Genomic DNA, 15,677 nt, shown 5'->3' on the forward strand with positions numbered 1-15,677 from the left:
CCGCTTCAGCCCGCCGCGGCCTGCCCGCTCTCGCGCATCAGCCGGTCGATATGCTGGCGGATATGGGCGGCCTCACTGGCCGAGCCTGCGAGCGCTATGGCGCGGTCGAAAATGGTACGCGCCTCGCGGTCGCGGCCGAGCTGCATCAGCAGCCAGCCCTTGAAGCCGAAGAAGTAGAAATAACCCGAGAGTTGCTGTTCCAGCGGCTCGACCATGGCGAGCGCAGCTTCAGGCCCTCGCAGCTTGGCGACAGCGACGGCGCGGTTGAGCGTGATGACCGGCGAAGGCTGGATGTGCTCCAGCGTGGCGTAGAGGATGTCGATCTGGGCCCAGTCGGTCTCGCCCGGCCGCGCTGCGCGACTGTGGACGCCGGCGATCGCTGCCTGGACCTGGTAGGGGCCGGGCCGGCGATGCCGCATCGCCTTGTCGACCAGCGCCAGACCCTCCGCGATCATCTCGCGGTCCCAGAGCGTCCGGTCTTGATCGTCGAGCAGGACGATCTGGCCGTCGGCGTCGAGCCTGGCCGGCGCACGGGCGTGCTGAAGCAGCATCAGCGCCAGCAACCCCATGATTTCCGGCTCGGTCGGGAACAGTCGCAGCAGCAGCCGCATCAGCCGGATCGCCTCCTCGCTGAAGGGGCGCCGCCGGTCGGCCTCGGCGCCGCTGGCCGAATAGCCCTCGTTGAAGACGAGATAGAGCATCGCCGCGACCGCTGCGAGCCGTTCGGCGCGCTCGATCGGGCCGGGAGTCTCGAAGGGGACGTGGGCTGCGGCAACCCGCGCCTTGGCACGGGTGATGCGCTGCTCCATCGCGCTCTCGCCGACGAGGAAGGCGCGGGCGATCTGCCTGACGCTGAGCCCCGAGACGATGCGCAAGGCGAGCGCGACCTGCTGCGTCGACGGCAGGTCGGGGTGGCAGCAGATGAACAGGAGGCGCAGGATGTCGTCGCGGTAATGGCCGCCGTCGAGCCGCTCGGCGACCTCGCTCTCGGCATCGCCGAGATCGGAGAGCCGATCCTCGTCAGGCAGCGCTTCCTGCTTCTTCTGGCGCCTGACCTGATCGAGCGCGACATTGCGGCCGACAAAGATCAGCCAGGCGGCGGGATCGCGCGGCGGGCCGTTCTGCGGCCAGGTCTTGAGCGCCCGGAGGCAGGCCTCCTGATAGGCCTCCTCGGCGATGTCGAGATCGCGGAAATAGCGCAGCAGGGCGCTGATCGCCTGAGGGCGCGCCGAGGTCAGCGCCGCATGGATCCAGGCGATCTCCGCCATGATCAGACTCCGGCCGGATAGTAGACAGCGAGCGGACGGACCTCGAAGGCCCCGCCCGGATTGGCCTCGCCGAGCTCGCGTGCGATGCCGAGCGCCTCGTCGAGATCGGCGACGTCGACGATGTAGAAGCCGAGGAACTGCTCCTTGGTCTCGGCGAAGGGGCCGTCGATGATCAGCGGCGGGTCGCGATCCTTGCGCAGGGTCGTCGCGGCCGTGGTCGGCAACAGGCGCGCAACCGGGCCGAGCTTGCCTTCCTTGGCGATGCGCTGGCGGACCTTTTCGAGGCGGCCCATGACCTCCTCGTTCTGCTCCTTCGACCAGGCCGTGACGACCTCTTCGGAATGATAGCAAAGGATGGCGTAGTGCATGCGCAGCGCTCCGGTTCAGGCCAAGGACGTTCGGCCGGGCCGGCAGCCGACAATCGCGGAGCAAAAAAATCAAGCTGCGTCGATCTTCCTTCAAAGCAGGTCGTCCCGGGCGACCGAAGGTAGACCCGGGACCCATTCCGGAACCTTGATCGGGAAGGCTCCGGCACGGATCCCGGATCTCCGCTTCGCTGCCTCCGGGATGACCAAGAAGGGTTTTGAGACCTAAACGACAGGCGGGTTGAGCCGGGCGAAGCCCTCCTGGCGATGATAGGGGAAGGCCGGGTAGGGCGGCACCGTCGCGCTCGCCCTGTCGAGCCTTGCGATCTGCTCCGGCGTCAGCGCCCAGCCGACGGCGCCGAGATTGTCGCGCAATTGCTGCTCGTTGCGGGCCCCGATGATCACGGATGCGACGGTCGGACGCTGCAGCAGCCAGTTGATCGCGATCTGCGGAACCGTCTTGCCGGTTTCCCCGGCGAGCGCATCGAGCACGTCGACGATATCGTAGAGCTTCTGATCGTCGACAGGCGGGCCGAAATCGGCAGTCTGGTGCAGGCGGCTGCCTTCCGGCAGGGCTTGTCCGCGCCTGATCTTGCCGGTGAGGCGTCCCCAGCCGAGCGGGCTCCAGACGAGGGCGCCGACGCCCTGATCGAGGCCGAGCGGCATCAGGTCGAACTCGTAGTCGCGGCCGACCAGCGAATAATAGACCTGATGGGCGACATAGCGCGGGAAGCCGTGTTTCTCGGCGATAGCGAGCGACTTCATCAACTGCCAGCCGGCGAAGTTGGAGACCCCTACCTGGCGGATCTTGCCGGCGCGGACCAGCGCATCAAGCGTCGACAGCACCTCCTCGATCGGCGTGAAGGCGTCGAAGGCGTGGAGCTGAAGCAGGTCGATATGGTCGCTGCCGAGCCGGCGCAACGCCGCGTCGGTGCCGTCGATCAGCCGGCTGCGCGAGGAGCCGGCATCGTTCGGGCCGCCGCCCATCGGCAGGGTCATCTTGGTCGAGATCAGGACCTTGTCGCGCCGGCCCTTGATCGCCGCGCCCAGGACCTCCTCGGAGGCGCCGTTCGAATAGACATCGGCGGTGTCGAACAGGTTGACGCCCGCCTCGAGGCAGATGTCGACGAGGCGGGTCGCTTCCTTCGCGTCGCTGGTGCCCCAGGCGCTGAAGAGCGGGCCCTGGCCGCCGAAGGTGCCGGCGCCGAAGCTGAGGGCGGGAACCTTGAGGCCCGAGCGGCCGAGATATCTGTAGTCCATGGTCGAAGTCCTTCTGTGAAGTCTTTGATATTCAAGCCTGCGGGCAGGAGGCGGGGGCGGGCTGCAGCGCCACCTGCGGGCGCCTGTCGAGGCGCAGGCTGATCACGGCCAGGACCAGGCTCGCCAGCGGCACCAGGGCGGCGACCCAGGTCACGGCGCCCAGCCCCGGCCCGTGCTCGATGGTGACGCCGCCGAGCCAGGCGCCGAAGGCATTGCCGAGATTGAAGGCAGCGATGTTGAGGCTGGAGGCGAGATTACGCCCGGCAGGCCCGGCCTTGTCGAGTACACGCATCTGCAAGGGTGCGACGGTGGCGAAGGCGGCGGCCCCGATCAGGCCGACGAAGATCGTGACGGCGACGGGCGAGCGCAACGCCGCCGTCATCGCGAAGAGCACGATGGCGAGCGTCGCGGTTGTCGCGAGCAGGGCGACCGGCAGGTTGCGGTCGGCGAGCTTGCCGCCGAGCATGTTGCCGACGATCAGGCCGAGGCCGAAGAGCAGCAGGATCGGCGACACGGCCTCCTGCGAGAAGCCCGTGATCTCGACCAGGATCGGCTGGATATAGGTGAAGACCGCGAAGACCCCGCCGAAGCCGAGCACGGTCATGGCGAGGCCGAGCAGCACCTGCGGGTCGGCGAGCGTCGCGAGCTCCTGGCGCAGCGGCGCGACCTCGACCTTGCCCTTGTCGGCCGGGACGAAGCGGGCGAGCACCAGCATGGCGATGACGCCGATCGCGGCGATGGTCCAGAAGGTGGCGCGCCAGCCGAAGTTCAGGCCGAGCCAGGCGCCGGCGGGCACGCCGAGCAGGGTCGCGATGGTGAGGCCGGTGAACATCACGGCGATGGCCGAGGCCTTCTTGTCCTCGGGGACGAGGCTGGTCGCGACGACCGAGCCGACGCCGAAGAAGGTGCCGTGCGCCAGCGAGGTGACGATGCGCGCCGCCATCAGCAAGCCGTAGCTCGGGGCGAGCGCACAGGCGATGTTGCCGAGGGTGAAGATCGCCATTAGCAGGATCAGCACCTGCTTGCGCGGTAGCTTGCGGGTGGCCAGCGTCAGGACGGGCGCGCCGACGAAGACGCCGAGCGCATAGCCGGAGATCAGCAGGCCGGTCATCGCGACCGAGACCTGCAGGTCGGCGGCGACCTGCAGCAGCAGGCCCATGATGACGAATTCGGTGGTGCCGATGCCGAAGGCACCGGCGGTGAGGGCATAGACGGCAATGGGCATGGCAGGCTCCGCGCCAGGGGAGAGGAGATGATGCCCAGCCAGATGGTGCAATGCAGCGGATTGAACTAGGATGCCGCCCGTAACATCACTTGTGACTTGAGTTCACCATGGCAGCCCTGCTCAGCAACCGCTCCGGCGAGATGGAAGTGTTCGCGGCCGTGGTCGAGCGCGGTGGCTTCTCCGCCGCGGCCAAGCTCTTCGGCATGACGCCGTCGGCCGTCAGCAAGCTGGTCACGCGGCTGGAGGCAAGGCTCGGCGCCAGGCTGGTCAACCGCTCGACGCGCAAGCTGCAGCTGACCGCGGAAGGACAGGCCTTCCACCAGCGCTGCGTCACCATCCTCTCCGATATTGCCGAAGCGGAATGCGAGGCCGCCGCCGGGCGGGCGCCGCGCGGGCGGGTGCGGGTCAACGCCAATGTCGCCTTCGGCAACCAGGTTCTGCTGCCGCTGGTGCCGACCTTCCTGGCCGAGCATCCCGACCTCTCGGTCGATCTCGTCTTCACCGACCAGGTCGTCGACCTGATTGAGGAACGGGCGGATATCGCGATCCGCGTTGCGCCCGGGCCCTTGCGCGGCAACCAGCTGATGGCGCGCAAGATCGGCGAGAGCGGCGTTGCCGTGGTCGCTTCCCCCGACTATCTCGCGCGCCATGGCGAGCCGAGGACGCCGGCCGATCTGGCGAAACACAACCTGATCGGCTTCAACTTCGCCCGCTCGGTCGAGGGCTGGCCGTTCCGAGTCGACGGCGCGCTGATCTCGATCGCCGCCGTCGGCAACACCCAGGTCGGCGACGGCGAGATCGCGCGCCAGCTCGCGGTTGCCGGAGTTGGCCTGGTACGGCTGGGGCGCTTTCATACCCAGGCCGAGGTCGCCGCCGGCCGGCTGGTCACGGTGCTGGAGGACTTCAATCCCGGTGACATCGAGGTCATCCACGCCGTCTATCTCGGGCAGGGCGGATTCGTGCCGGCGCGGATGCGGGCCTTCATTGATTTTCTGGCCCGGAATGTGAAGATCCGGGCCTGACAGCCTGAAACCTCAGCTCAGCAACAGGCTGTCGTCGGAGAGTTCCTCGCCGCGCACCTGCTTGAACAGGCGCAAGAGGTCGGGAACGTCCATCGCCTTGCGGCGCTCGCCGGCGATGTCGAAGGCGACCTTGCCCTCATGCAGCATCACGGTACGGCTGCCATGGTCGAGCGCGTCGCGCATCGAATGGGTGACCATCAGCGCGGTCAGCTTCTGTTCCTGGACGATGCGCCGGGTCAAATCGAGCACGAAAGCTGCGGTGCGCGGGTCGAGCGCGGCGGTATGCTCGTCGAGCAGCAGGGTCTTGGTGCCCGCCAGCGTCGACATCAGCAGGCTGACCGCTTGGCGCTGACCGCCCGACAGCAGGCCCATCGAGTCGCCGAGGCGGTTCTCGAGGCCGAGGCCGAGGACCGCCAGCTTGTCGCGAAACAACGCGCGCCGCGAGCGGTCAAGCGCCGCGCCAAGGCCACGGGCACGGCCGCGCGCCTGAGCCAGCGCCATGTTCTCCTCGATGGTCAGGCGCTCGCAGGTGCCGGCCATCGGGTCCTGGAAGACACGCGCGATCAGGCTGGCGCGCTTTGGTGTCGGCCAGCGCGTCACGTCGATGCCGTCGATCTCGACCGTGCCGCGCTCGGCCCTTGCGTCGCCGCTGAGGACATTGAGCAGCGTCGACTTGCCGGCCCCGTTCGAGCCGATCACGGTGATGAACTCGCCCTCGGGCACGGTGAGATCAAGGCCGCGCAGAGCGCGGTTCTCCAGCGGCGTGCCGCGCCCGAAGGTGACATGGACGTCCCGGACGCTGATCATGGCGCGCTCCGCTTGAACAGGCTGCGCAGCGGATTGGCGACGCCCGGCAGCATCAGCGCGATGCCGACCAGCACGGCGGTAACGAGGTTGAGATCGGAGGCGCGCAGGCCGAGCCAGCCGGCGTTCAGCGCAAGCGCGATGGCGAGGCGATAGGCGATGGCGCCGATCAGGCAGGAGAAGACCGCAACGACGATCGATCTGGTGCGGAAGATGGTCTCGCCGAGGATGACGGCGGCGAGGCCCGCGATGATCGTGCCGGTGCCGATACTGACGTCGGCGAAGCCGGCCGTCTGCGCGAACAGAGCGCCAGCCAGGGCGACGAGGCCGTTGGAAAGGGCGACGCCGACATAGATGTACATGTCGGTGCGGATGCCCTGCGCCCGCGCCATGCGCGGATTGGCGCCGGTTGCACGCATGGCGAGCCCGAACTCGGTCTTGAGGAAGCGGGCGAGGAGGGCGGCGATGAAGGTGACGATGATCAGCAGCGCGAGCACGCGCAGGGTCGGGCGGGCGGGCAGCCCCATGGCTGCGATGAACGGGTTCAGCCAGGTGAAGAAATCGATCACCGTCGGCCGGTTCATCAGGGGGATGTTGGGCACGCCCATGACCCTGAGATTGATCGAAAACAGCGCCGTCATCGTCAGGATGCCGGCGAGCAGATGCAGGATGGAAAAGCGGATGTTGAGCCAGGCGGTGACCGTTCCGGCGAGGCAGCCGGCGACGATCGCCGCCAGCGTCGCAAAGACCGGATTGACGCCACCTGCGATCATCGCCGCCGCGACGGCGGCGCCGAGCGGCAAGGTGCCGTCGACCGTGAGGTCGGGAAAGTCGAGGACGCGGAAGGTGATGTAGACGCCGAGCGCCACGAGAGCGAACACCAGTCCGATCTCGATGGCGCCCAGGGTGGCGATGAGACTCATCGGTCGCCCTGCTTGCTCTGTTCCGGAATAGATTAGGCGGCCGGTCGCGGCGGCGCGGGAACGCTGCCGCGCCTCAGATCAGTTGATCACCTGCTTGGCGCGGGCCTGAACGGCCGCCGGGATCGTCACGCCCATGGCGGCGGCCGCCTTGGCGTTGATGACGAGGTTGCTGCCGCTGGCGTTCTTGACCGGGATCGTGCCGGGCTTCTCGCCCTTGAGGACGCGCACGACCACAGCGCCGGTCTCGACGCCGACCTGAAAATAGTCGAAGCCGATCGAGGCGACCGAGCCCTTCTGGACCGACTCGGTGTCACCGGTGAAGACCGGCAGCTTGTTGTCGGTGCCGACGGCGAGCACGGTGCCGAGCGCCGAGATGATGGTGTTGTCGGTCGGCAGGTAGATTGCGTCGACCTTGCCAACGAGATTCTGCGCTGCGCCGGAGACATCGGCGGTGCGGCCGGCCGAGGCCTCGACGATCTGGAGGTTGCGGGCTGGCGCCAGCGCCTTCACGGCGTTGAGCAGCGCGACACTGTTGGCCTCGCCGGGATTGTAGACGACGCCAATCTTCTTGGCAGACGGCACCAGCTCCTTGATCAGGTCGAACTGGGCCTCCAGCGGCGAGAAGTCGGAGATGCCGGTGACGTTGCCGCCGGGCGCCTGCCTGTCCTTGACGATCTGGGCGGCGACCGGGTCGGTCACGGCGGTGAAGACGACGGGAATCGTCTGCGTTGCCGTGACCATCGCCTGGGCCGAAGGGGTCGCGATCGCGACGATCACGTTCGGGTTCTCGCCAGCAAACTTCTGGGCGATCTGGGCTGCCGTCGCCGGCGAGCCCTGCGCCGATTCATAGCGGAAGGTCAGGTTGGTACCGTCCTTGTAGCCGGCCTCATCCAGCGCCTTCTTGACGCCGTCACGGGCGGCGTCGAGCGCCGGGTGCTCGACGATGGCGGTGACCGCGACCGTCACCTTCTGGGTCTGCTGGGCGATGGCGGCCGTGCCGGCCAAAAGCGCCAGGGCAAGACCGCTGCCGATCATGGTTGCGCGCAAACGCATGGTTTCCTCTCCATTTGTCGCCGAGCCCTGTCTGTCCGCGTCAGGCATCCGCGCGAGCGGGCAGGGCCGGTTCTGATTGCTGAGTGGCCACCCACGACAACCTTGAGGCTAGTGAGCGGCGATCTCGACTACCGGCAATATGCGCGGGCCAAAACACGCCGCGCAAGTGAGCGGACATGCGTCTTCGGGGTGCGCGTATGCAGGCTATTGCTACCGGCTCATTGGCCTCGCCGGCTACGGGCGGCGAAGCGCACGGCCTCTTCGGCCGCCTTGAACAGGGCTTTCGCCTTGTTGATGCATTCGAGCTGTTCGGAGGCCGGGTTCGAATCGTAGACGATGCCGGCGCCGGCCTGGACCTGCATGCGGCCGTCCTGGACGACCGCCGTGCGCAGGACGATGCAGGTGTCCATCTCGCCATTGGCGCCGAAATAGCCGATGCAGCCGCCATAGGCGCCGCGCCCGTCCTTCTCCAGCTCGTCGATGATCTCCATGGCGCGCACCTTCGGCGCACCTGAGACGGTGCCGGCAGGGAAGCCGGCAGCGAGGGCCGAGAGCGCGTCGTGCTCGCCGGAGATGCGTCCCTCGACGTTCGAGACGATGTGCATCACCTGGCTGTAGCGCTCGATGAAGAAGGAATCGGTGACATTGACGCTGCCGATCTCCGCGACCCGGCCGACATCGTTACGGCCGAGGTCGAGCAGCATCAGATGCTCGGCCCGCTCCTTGGGATCGGCCAGCAATTCGTCGGCGAGGGCTTCGTCGGCCTCAGGCGTCGCGCCACGCGGGCGGGTGCCCGCGATCGGCCGGATCGTGACCTTGCCGTCGCGCAGCCGGACCAGAATCTCGGGGCTCGAGCAGACGATCTGGAAGGCCTCGAAATCGAGATAGCAGAGAAAGGGCGCCGGATTGACCCGCCGCAGCGCCCGGTAAAGCGCGAAGGGCGGCAATTCGAACGGCGCTTCGAAGCGCTGGGAGAGCACGACCTGGAAGATGTCGCCGGCACGGACATATTCCTGCGCCGTCGCGACCATCGCGTGGAACTCGGCCTCGCTGGTGTTCGAGGTGGATTCCGGATGCGGGATCGCCGCAATGTCGATGCCGGCTTCATCGGGCAGGGGGCCTTCGAGCGCCCGTACCACCGCGTCCAGCCGCTCCTGCGCCCGTTCATGCGCCGCGCGAGCCGGGACGTTCGCCAGCGGGCGCACCGGCGTCACCACCGTGATCTCGTCGCGGATCGAATCGAACACGACCATCAGCGTCGGGCGGGTCAGGATCGCGTCGGGCACGCCGGGGCCGGTGGCTTTCGCTTCCGGCAGGCGCTCCATCAAGCGCACCATGTCGTAGCCGAGATAGCCGAAGACACCGGCGGCCATAGGCGGCAGGCCGTCGCGATCGGGGATGGCACTCTCAGCGAGCAGGGCGCGCAGCGACTCGAAGGCCGGGCGCGGATCGGCGACGAAATCCTCATCCTGAGCGAGGCGGTGAAGCGAGGCCTGCCCGCGATGGCAGCGCCAGATCAGGTCGGGATCGAGCCCGATCATCGAGTAGCGGCCGCGCACGGCGCCGCCCTCGACGGATTCAAGCAGGAAGGCCGGGCCCCCATAGGTATGGCGCAGTTTCAGGAAGGCGGCGACCGGCGTCTCGCAATCGCCGACCAGCGAGAGCGTCAGCAATTGCGGCTCGCCGGCCTGATAGGCGGCGGCGAAGCGGGCGAAATCGGCGGCCGGATCCATGCGTCCTGCTTCAGTTCTGGCCACCGGTGGCGTTGCGCAACGCCGCCTGGTTGAGCTGGACGCCGAGATCGTTCTGCAGCTTGCCGACATATTGGGCGAGGAGATCCTCGCTGATGCTCGACGTCAGCAGCCTGACGAAGTTCTCGGCATCCTCGGTGGTGCGGGCATAGGGGCTGACCGTCGCCGACTTGACCTGGAAGACGACGCGGCCGGTGTTCTCGACCGCGGCCGAGCCCGCCTTGCCGGCCGGCGTGCCGAAGACCAGCGAGACGACATTGCGCGGCAGGGCGTCGCTCTGGTCCTGACGGCCGAGCGTCGCATCCTCCAAAGCAAGTCCCTGGGCGAAGGCGAGCGCGTCGAGCTTCTCGCCGGCGTCGAGCTTCTGCACGATGTCGCGGGCCTGGGCCGAGAGGCGCGAGGCGACCTCGTCGGAGCGCCATTGCTTCTCGACCTCTGCCTTGACCTCGTCGAAGCCGCGCTCGCGCGGCGGATCGATCTTGGTCACGTCGAACCAGACATAGCCGCCATTATTGGGCAGGCGCACCGCTTCGTTGTCGACGCCGATATCAGTGCGGAACAGCGCCTGCAGCGTCGTGTCGCCGCCGGGGAGGGAGGTCTCCTGCGTGCCGTCGGCCTTGCCGAGGCTGGCATCGGCCGGGCCGAAATTGCGTAAGGCGAGATTGAACTCCTTGGCGATTTCCGGCAGCGGCCTGGCCGAGGCGCGCTGGTCCTCGACCTTGTCGTGCAGATCGGTCAGCTGCTCGGAGGCGCGGCTCGTCGCGACATCGCGACGGACCTCGTCGGCGACCTCTTCGAAGCTCTTCAGACGGGCCGGCTCGATCGCCGGGACGCGCAGCAGCACGACGCCGAAGCCGCCCTGCACGGGCTCGCTGACGGCGCCCTGCGCCAAAGCGAAGGCGGCATCGCGCACGGCCGGATCGAACAGGCCCTCGCGGGTGAAGGTGCCGAGCGTCAGATCGGCCTCGGCGACATTGCGGCTGGCACCGATCGCCTCGAAGGTCTCGCCGGCGTCGATCCTGGCCTTGGCGGCCTTGGCCTCCTCCATCGAGGGGAAGCCGATCTGCTGAACGGTGCGGCGCTCGGCGGAGCCGAAGCGCTGGGTCTTGATCTGCTCGTAGCGGGCGCGGGCGTCGGCATCGCTGACCTTGCTTGGGTCGGCAAGGCTGGCCGCCGTCAGGACCAGTACGTTGGCGGTACGGTACTCGGGCGCGCGGAAGGCGGCCTTGCGTTCGTCGAAATACTTGCGCAGCACCTCGGCGCTCGGCGCCGGGATCTCGCCGGCGGCGCTCTCGGGCAGGGTGATATAGGCGATCTCGCGCTGCTCATGGCGCAGGCGATGGCCGAGCTCCTGCAGTGCGACCGGGGCCGTGACCGCGCCGACGACCATCTCGGCGATCTCCTGGCGCATCGTCGCGGCGCGCTGCTCGCGCACGAACTGCTGCTCGGTCAGGCCGATCGCGCGCAGCAGCTCGTTGAAGCGGGCCGGATCGAACTGGCCGGCAGCGTTCTTCAGGTTCGGATCGGTGAAGAGGATCGTGCGCACGGTCTCGTCGGAGACGGCGAGACCCAGCTTCGCTGCCGTCTGGTCCAGGGTCGCGTCGGTGACGAGGCGCGAGAGCACGCGCTGGTCGAGGCCGAGCGCCCGGGCCAGATCCGGGCTGATCTGACGGCGCTGCTGGCGCTGCAGCTGCTGGATCTCGTTCTGATAGGCCGTGCGCACCTGCTCGAGGCCGATCTCGGTCTTGCCGACGACGGCGACGGCGTTGCGGCCATAGCCGCGGAAGATGTCGCCGATGCCCCAGACCGCGAAGGAGATGATCAGGAAGCCGAACATCACGGCGATGATGAGCTTGCCGATCAAGCTCTGCCCCGCCTTGCGGATGCCCTGCATCATCATGGTCTTATCTTCCCGATCCTCTCGCGGCCGTGCCGCTGCGCGCCGCTTATAGGAAGAGCGACGCCTTCCGGCAATCGCTCTGGATCGCCTTGATTGCGATCGGGGTACGGCATTGCTAGAGCCAGATGGACAAGATTTGGAGAGCAGCCGTGACGCGAACGATCAAACCGCTGGTGGCGGGCAACTGGAAGATGAACGGGCTGAAGGCCGACCTCGCCATCGCAGCCGAGGTCGCCAAGGGCCACGACGCCACGCTGCGGCGGGCCGTCGACCTCGCGATCTGCCCGCCCGCGACGCTGCTGTTCACGCTGACGGCTTCGCTGATCGGCTCGCGTATCGCGACCGGCGGGCAGGATTGCAGCGCCCATGCCAGCGGCGCCTATACCGGCGAGGTCTCGGCGCCGATGCTGGTCGATGCCGGTGCGACCTATGCGATCGTCGGGCATTCCGAGCGCCGGACCCTGCATGGCGAGAGCAATGCGCAGGTGAAGGCCAAGGCCGTGGCGGCGCTGGCTGCGGGATTGACGCCGATCGTCTGCGTCGGCGAGACCAAGGACGAGCGCGAGGCCGGCAAGGCGCTGGCGATCGTGAAGAAGCAACTGCGCGGCTCGGCGCCGGACGGCGCGAGCGCAGCCTCGCTGGTCGTCGCCTATGAGCCGGTCTGGGCGATCGGTACCGGCCTGACCCCGACAGCGGCCGATGTCGCGCAGATGCATGAGGCGATCCGGGCCGAGCTCGGGCGCATCCTCGGCAAGGCTGTGGCCGCCGGCGTCAGGCTGCTCTATGGCGGCTCGGTCAAGCCGAGCAATGCCGCCGAGCTGATGAACGTCGCCAATGTCGATGGCGCGCTCGTCGGTGGCGCCAGCCTCAAGGCCGAGGACTTCCTCTCGATCGCGCGCGCCTGCGCCTGATCCGAAGGGAGATTGAAATCGCAGGTGGCATGGGCGGAAAGCCCATGCTATGGCCAGCGCCGTTCCGCGGGATGCCGCCATCTTGGCAGGCGCCCGCGCCATACCCATTTCGAGAGCCATGCAGAACGTCCTCATCGTCATTCACCTGCTGATCGTGATCGCGCTGGTCGGCGTCGTGCTGCTGCAGCGCTCCGAAGGCGGCGGCCTCGGCATGGGCTCGGGCGGCGGAGGCGGCGTCGGCGGCTTCATGACCGGCCGCGGCCAGGCCAATGCGCTGACCCGCGCCACGGCCATTCTCGCCGGTCTGTTCTTCATCACCTCGATCGCGCTGGCGGTGATGGCGACGCATGGCCGCACGCAGCGCTCGATCATCGACGGCGCCCCGGCGCCTGCGGGCACGACCGCCCCGGCCGCTCCGAGCGGGCCTTCCGCGCCGAATGCCGGCGGGGTGCTCGACCAGCTCCGGCAGATGCAGAACCAAGGCGGGTCGCAACCGCCGCAGCCGGGAACCCCGACGCGGTGACCGGAACGAGACAAGGGCAGGGGCCGGGAAACCGGCCCTTCTCTTTTGTGGACAAGCGTAGAGTGCAGGATCGGTCTGCGCCGACCCGCTTAGCGAATCGAAATCCTAGCGTTAAAGGTGATCTCCCATGACGCGGTATGTTTTCATCACCGGCGGCGTGGTGTCCTCGCTTGGCAAAGGCCTGGCGGCGGCTGCTCTGGCTGCTCTCCTGCAGGCGCGTGGCTATAAGGTCCGCCTGCGCAAGCTCGACCCCTATCTCAATGTCGATCCGGGCACGATGAGCCCGTATCAGCATGGCGAGGTCTTCGTCACCGACGACGGCGCCGAGACCGATCTCGACCTCGGTCATTACGAGCGCTTCACCGGCCGGCCCTGCAACAAGGGCGACAACATCACCACCGGCCGCATCTACATGGACATCCTGACGCGCGAGCGCCGGGGCGACTATCTCGGCGCCACCATCCAGGTGATCCCGCACGTCACCAACGCCATCAAGGAATTCGTCCTCTCCGGCAATGACGGCTACGACTTCGTGCTGGTCGAGATCGGCGGCACGGTCGGCGACATCGAGAGCCTTCCCTTCCTCGAGGCGATCCGCCAGACCAACCAGCAATTGCCGCGCGGCCAGTGCATCTTCCTGCATCTGACGCTGCTGCCCTATATTCCGACCGCCGGCGAGCTGAAGACCAAGCCGACGCAGCACTCGGTTGCCGAGCTGCGCTCGATCGGCATCCAGCCCGATATCCTGCTCTGCCGCACCGATCGCGAGATCCCGGTCGAGGAGCGGCGCAAGCTCGCGCTGTTCTGCAATGTCCGCGAGACCGCAGTGATCGAGGCCCGCGACGTTGCCTCGATCTATGATGTGCCGCTGTCCTATCACGCCGAGGGGCTCGATACCGAGGTCCTGGCCGCCTTCGGCCTGGACGACAAGACCGCCCCCGACATCAGCAACTGGCGGCGGATCTCCGAGCGGATCAAGAACCCGGAAGGCGAGGTCACCATCGCCATCGTCGGCAAGTACACCGGGATGAAGGACGCCTATAAGTCGCTGATCGAGGCGCTGACCCATGGCGGCATCGCCAACCGGGTCAAGGTCAATCTCGACTGGATCGAGTCCGAGGTGTTCGAGAAGGAGGACCCGGCGCCGTTTCTCGAGCATGTCCACGGCATCCTCGTCCCCGGCGGATTCGGCCATCGCGGCGCCGAAGGGAAGATCAAGGCGGCGAGCTTCGCAAGGCAGCGCAAGGTGCCCTATTTCGGCATCTGCTTCGGCATGCAGATGGCGGTGATCGAAGCGGCGCGCTCGCTCGCCGGTGTCAAGGACGCCAATTCGACCGAGTTCGGCCCGACCGAGCAGCCCGTCGTCGGCCTGATGACCGAGTGGATGCGCGGCAACGAGCTGGAGCAGCGCTTCTCCGGCGGCGATCTCGGCGGCACGATGCGGCTCGGCGCCTACCAGTCGAAGCTGTCGGACGACACCAAGATCGCGCAGATCTACGGCTCGACCGAGATCTCCGAGCGGCATCGCCACCGCTACGAGGTCAATATGGGCTATCGCGAGCTGCTCGAGGCCAAGGGCCTGCGTTTCAGCGGCGTCTCGCCCGACGGCCTGCTGCCGGAGACGGTCGAATATCCCGACCATCCCTGGTTCATCGGCGTGCAGTACCATCCCGAGCTGAAGTCGCGGCCTTTCGAGCCGCATCCGCTCTTCGCCAGCTTCATCGAGGCGGCGGTGGTGCAGAGCCGCCTGGTCTGATCCTTGGCGATCAATCGACCGGCACCGCGACCCAGGGGTGGCGGTGCTGGGTGTAGACCTGCTTGCCCGGCGCCGGAAAATCCGGGTCGGCGAAGGCGCCGACGGCGACCGCAATCATCTCCGGCTTGCGCAATGGCTCCCAATAGACCGTGCTGCCGCAGCGCGGGCAGAAGTGCTGAGTAACGTCGAAGCCGCTGTCGGCCTCGCGGCTATAAGATTTCGCTTCGCCGCTGATCTCCACCTCTGAACGCGGGAAGAAGGCGGCGATGCCATAGGTGCTGCCGGTGCGCCGCTGGCATTCCCGGCAATGGCAGAGCGAGACGAGCGCCGGCTCGCCGCGGCAGATCAGGCTCAGAGCCCCGCAAGAGCATTGCGCATGTCTGTCCTTCATGGAGCGTCTCCGTGACGTCGTCCGCGTGTTCACAGCCCAAGACGCGACAGTCTGGCGCGCCGGCGCCGCTGACGTATAGTGATCTCCTTGAGCATCATGGCATGCAAGGGGCGGCAGCATGACGATCTCGATGGCCGGGTTGCCGGCGTTCATTCTGTATTTCTGCGTCGGGTTCGCGCTGATCGCCGGTTTTGCCGCGGTCTACATGCGGCTCACCAACCATGACGAGATCGCGCTGATCCGCGGCGGCAATCTCTCCGCCGCGATCGCCTTCGGCGGCAATCTGGTCGGCTTCTCGGTGCCGCTGGAGACGGCGATCGAGCAGGCGGCGAGCATTCCCGACCTGGTGATCTGGGCGGTGATCGCCATGGTCGTCCAGTTTGGCGCCTATGGCTTTGCCCGCATCGTCATCCCCGATCTCTCGCGCAAGATCGAGGAGGACCGGATTCCCTCGGCAGCGATGCTGGCAGTGATTGCCGTGATCAGCGGCACGCTTGCCGCTGCCAGCATGAGCTTGTAGGAGGC

Annotated in this window: 15 protein-coding genes; 5 read left to right on the plus strand and 10 right to left on the minus strand. The window is 67.5% G+C overall.

Annotated features, from left to right (window positions below):
- Positions 1-5: 5 nt before the first annotated feature.
- The 4 genes from BMZ21_RS00970 to BMZ21_RS00990 form a co-directional block, all read right to left on the minus strand.
- On the minus strand, positions 6-1,268 hold the full coding sequence (locus BMZ21_RS00970) for an RNA polymerase sigma factor (protein WP_091828762.1): 1,263 nt from the start codon (positions 1,266-1,268) through the stop codon (positions 6-8).
- A 2-nt stretch (positions 1,269-1,270) separates the two neighbouring features.
- Positions 1,271-1,636, minus strand: a complete 366-nt coding sequence (locus BMZ21_RS00975; protein WP_091828772.1) for a YciI family protein — start codon at positions 1,634-1,636, stop codon at positions 1,271-1,273.
- Between the two features lie 222 nt (positions 1,637-1,858).
- Complete coding sequence (locus BMZ21_RS00985; RefSeq protein ID WP_091828774.1) at positions 1,859-2,893, minus strand: aldo/keto reductase; 1,035 nt, start codon at positions 2,891-2,893, stop codon at positions 1,859-1,861.
- Positions 2,894-2,924: 31 nt separating this feature from the next.
- Positions 2,925-4,118 carry an MFS transporter gene (locus BMZ21_RS00990; protein ID WP_091828775.1) on the minus strand — a complete coding sequence of 398 codons (1,194 nt, stop codon included), beginning with the start codon at positions 4,116-4,118 and terminating at the stop codon, positions 2,925-2,927.
- 107 nt (positions 4,119-4,225) lie between these two features.
- Between BMZ21_RS00990 and BMZ21_RS00995 the strand changes: the two genes are divergently transcribed.
- Positions 4,226-5,140: a LysR family transcriptional regulator gene (locus BMZ21_RS00995; RefSeq protein ID WP_091828776.1), complete on the plus strand. Its 915-nt coding sequence runs from the start codon at positions 4,226-4,228 to the stop codon at positions 5,138-5,140.
- Positions 5,141-5,152: 12 nt separating this feature from the next.
- Here the strand turns inward: BMZ21_RS00995 and BMZ21_RS01000 are convergent, their stop codons facing one another.
- The 5 genes from BMZ21_RS01000 to BMZ21_RS01020 all read right to left on the minus strand — a co-directional run bounded on the left by BMZ21_RS01000 (position 5,153) and on the right by BMZ21_RS01020 (position 11,571).
- Complete coding sequence (locus BMZ21_RS01000; protein ID WP_091828778.1) at positions 5,153-5,947, minus strand: ABC transporter ATP-binding protein; 795 nt, start codon at positions 5,945-5,947, stop codon at positions 5,153-5,155.
- Positions 5,944-6,867: an ABC transporter permease gene (locus BMZ21_RS01005; RefSeq protein ID WP_091828780.1), complete on the minus strand. Its 924-nt coding sequence runs from the start codon at positions 6,865-6,867 to the stop codon at positions 5,944-5,946. The genes BMZ21_RS01000 and BMZ21_RS01005 overlap by 4 nt, the downstream gene beginning before the upstream one ends.
- 78 nt (positions 6,868-6,945) lie before the next feature.
- On the minus strand, positions 6,946-7,920 hold the full coding sequence (locus BMZ21_RS01010) for an ABC transporter substrate-binding protein (RefSeq protein WP_091828781.1): 975 nt from the start codon (positions 7,918-7,920) through the stop codon (positions 6,946-6,948).
- A gap of 218 nt (positions 7,921-8,138) precedes the next feature.
- Entirely contained in the window at positions 8,139-9,653 is a 1,515-nt protein-coding gene (gene trpE / locus BMZ21_RS01015; protein WP_091828782.1) for an anthranilate synthase component I, read from the minus strand.
- A gap of 10 nt (positions 9,654-9,663) precedes the next feature.
- Positions 9,664-11,571: a peptidylprolyl isomerase gene (locus tag BMZ21_RS01020; RefSeq protein ID WP_244543645.1), complete on the minus strand. Its 1,908-nt coding sequence runs from the start codon at positions 11,569-11,571 to the stop codon at positions 9,664-9,666.
- A gap of 125 nt (positions 11,572-11,696) precedes the next feature.
- On the opposite strand from BMZ21_RS01020, the gene tpiA reads away from it, so the two are divergent.
- The 3 genes from tpiA to BMZ21_RS01035 all read left to right on the plus strand — a co-directional run bounded on the left by tpiA (position 11,697) and on the right by BMZ21_RS01035 (position 14,761).
- Entirely contained in the window at positions 11,697-12,482 is a 786-nt protein-coding gene (gene tpiA / locus BMZ21_RS01025; RefSeq protein WP_425285392.1) for a triose-phosphate isomerase, read from the plus strand.
- 118 nt (positions 12,483-12,600) lie between these two features.
- The gene (gene secG, locus BMZ21_RS01030; RefSeq protein ID WP_091828792.1) at positions 12,601-13,005 is read left to right on the plus strand and encodes a preprotein translocase subunit SecG; all 405 of its coding nucleotides are present in this window, start codon (positions 12,601-12,603) and stop codon (positions 13,003-13,005) included.
- A gap of 127 nt (positions 13,006-13,132) precedes the next feature.
- Positions 13,133-14,761 carry a CTP synthase gene (locus BMZ21_RS01035; RefSeq protein ID WP_091828794.1) on the plus strand — a complete coding sequence of 543 codons (1,629 nt, stop codon included), beginning with the start codon at positions 13,133-13,135 and terminating at the stop codon, positions 14,759-14,761.
- A 10-nt stretch (positions 14,762-14,771) separates the two neighbouring features.
- Here the strand turns inward: BMZ21_RS01035 and BMZ21_RS01040 are convergent, their stop codons facing one another.
- On the minus strand, positions 14,772-15,152 hold the full coding sequence (locus BMZ21_RS01040) for a GFA family protein (RefSeq protein ID WP_091828796.1): 381 nt from the start codon (positions 15,150-15,152) through the stop codon (positions 14,772-14,774).
- Positions 15,153-15,270: 118 nt separating this feature from the next.
- Between BMZ21_RS01040 and BMZ21_RS01045 the strand changes: the two genes are divergently transcribed.
- Positions 15,271-15,672: a DUF350 domain-containing protein gene (locus BMZ21_RS01045; protein WP_091828798.1), complete on the plus strand. Its 402-nt coding sequence runs from the start codon at positions 15,271-15,273 to the stop codon at positions 15,670-15,672.
- Positions 15,673-15,677: the final 5 nt, after the last annotated feature.

This window comes from Allobosea lupini, assembly GCF_900109525.1.
Classification (GTDB): domain Bacteria; phylum Pseudomonadota; class Alphaproteobacteria; order Rhizobiales; family Beijerinckiaceae; genus Allobosea; species Allobosea lupini.

Bases quoted from the DNA above. Each gene is read 5' to 3' on its own strand.
- BMZ21_RS00970 (WP_091828762.1), bottom strand. From the start codon at position 1,268: ATGGCGGAGATCGCCTGGATCCATGCGGCGCTGACCTCGGCGCGCCCT.
- BMZ21_RS00975 (WP_091828772.1), bottom strand. From the start codon at position 1,636: ATGCACTACGCCATCCTTTGCTATCATTCCGAAGAGGTCGTCACGGCC.
- BMZ21_RS00985 (WP_091828774.1), bottom strand. From the start codon at position 2,893: ATGGACTACAGATATCTCGGCCGCTCGGGCCTCAAGGTTCCCGCCCTC.
- BMZ21_RS00990 (WP_091828775.1), bottom strand. From the start codon at position 4,118: ATGCCCATTGCCGTCTATGCCCTCACCGCCGGTGCCTTCGGCATCGGC.
- BMZ21_RS00995 (WP_091828776.1), top strand. From the start codon at position 4,226: ATGGCAGCCCTGCTCAGCAACCGCTCCGGCGAGATGGAAGTGTTCGCG.
- BMZ21_RS01000 (WP_091828778.1), bottom strand. From the start codon at position 5,947: ATGATCAGCGTCCGGGACGTCCATGTCACCTTCGGGCGCGGCACGCCG.
- BMZ21_RS01005 (WP_091828780.1), bottom strand. From the start codon at position 6,867: ATGAGTCTCATCGCCACCCTGGGCGCCATCGAGATCGGACTGGTGTTC.
- BMZ21_RS01010 (WP_091828781.1), bottom strand. From the start codon at position 7,920: ATGCGTTTGCGCGCAACCATGATCGGCAGCGGTCTTGCCCTGGCGCTT.
- trpE (WP_091828782.1), bottom strand. From the start codon at position 9,653: ATGGATCCGGCCGCCGATTTCGCCCGCTTCGCCGCCGCCTATCAGGCC.
- BMZ21_RS01020 (WP_244543645.1), bottom strand. From the start codon at position 11,571: ATGATGATGCAGGGCATCCGCAAGGCGGGGCAGAGCTTGATCGGCAAG.
- tpiA (WP_425285392.1), top strand. From the start codon at position 11,697: ATGGACAAGATTTGGAGAGCAGCCGTGACGCGAACGATCAAACCGCTG.
- secG (WP_091828792.1), top strand. From the start codon at position 12,601: ATGCAGAACGTCCTCATCGTCATTCACCTGCTGATCGTGATCGCGCTG.
- BMZ21_RS01035 (WP_091828794.1), top strand. From the start codon at position 13,133: ATGACGCGGTATGTTTTCATCACCGGCGGCGTGGTGTCCTCGCTTGGC.
- BMZ21_RS01040 (WP_091828796.1), bottom strand. From the start codon at position 15,152: ATGAAGGACAGACATGCGCAATGCTCTTGCGGGGCTCTGAGCCTGATC.
- BMZ21_RS01045 (WP_091828798.1), top strand. From the start codon at position 15,271: ATGACGATCTCGATGGCCGGGTTGCCGGCGTTCATTCTGTATTTCTGC.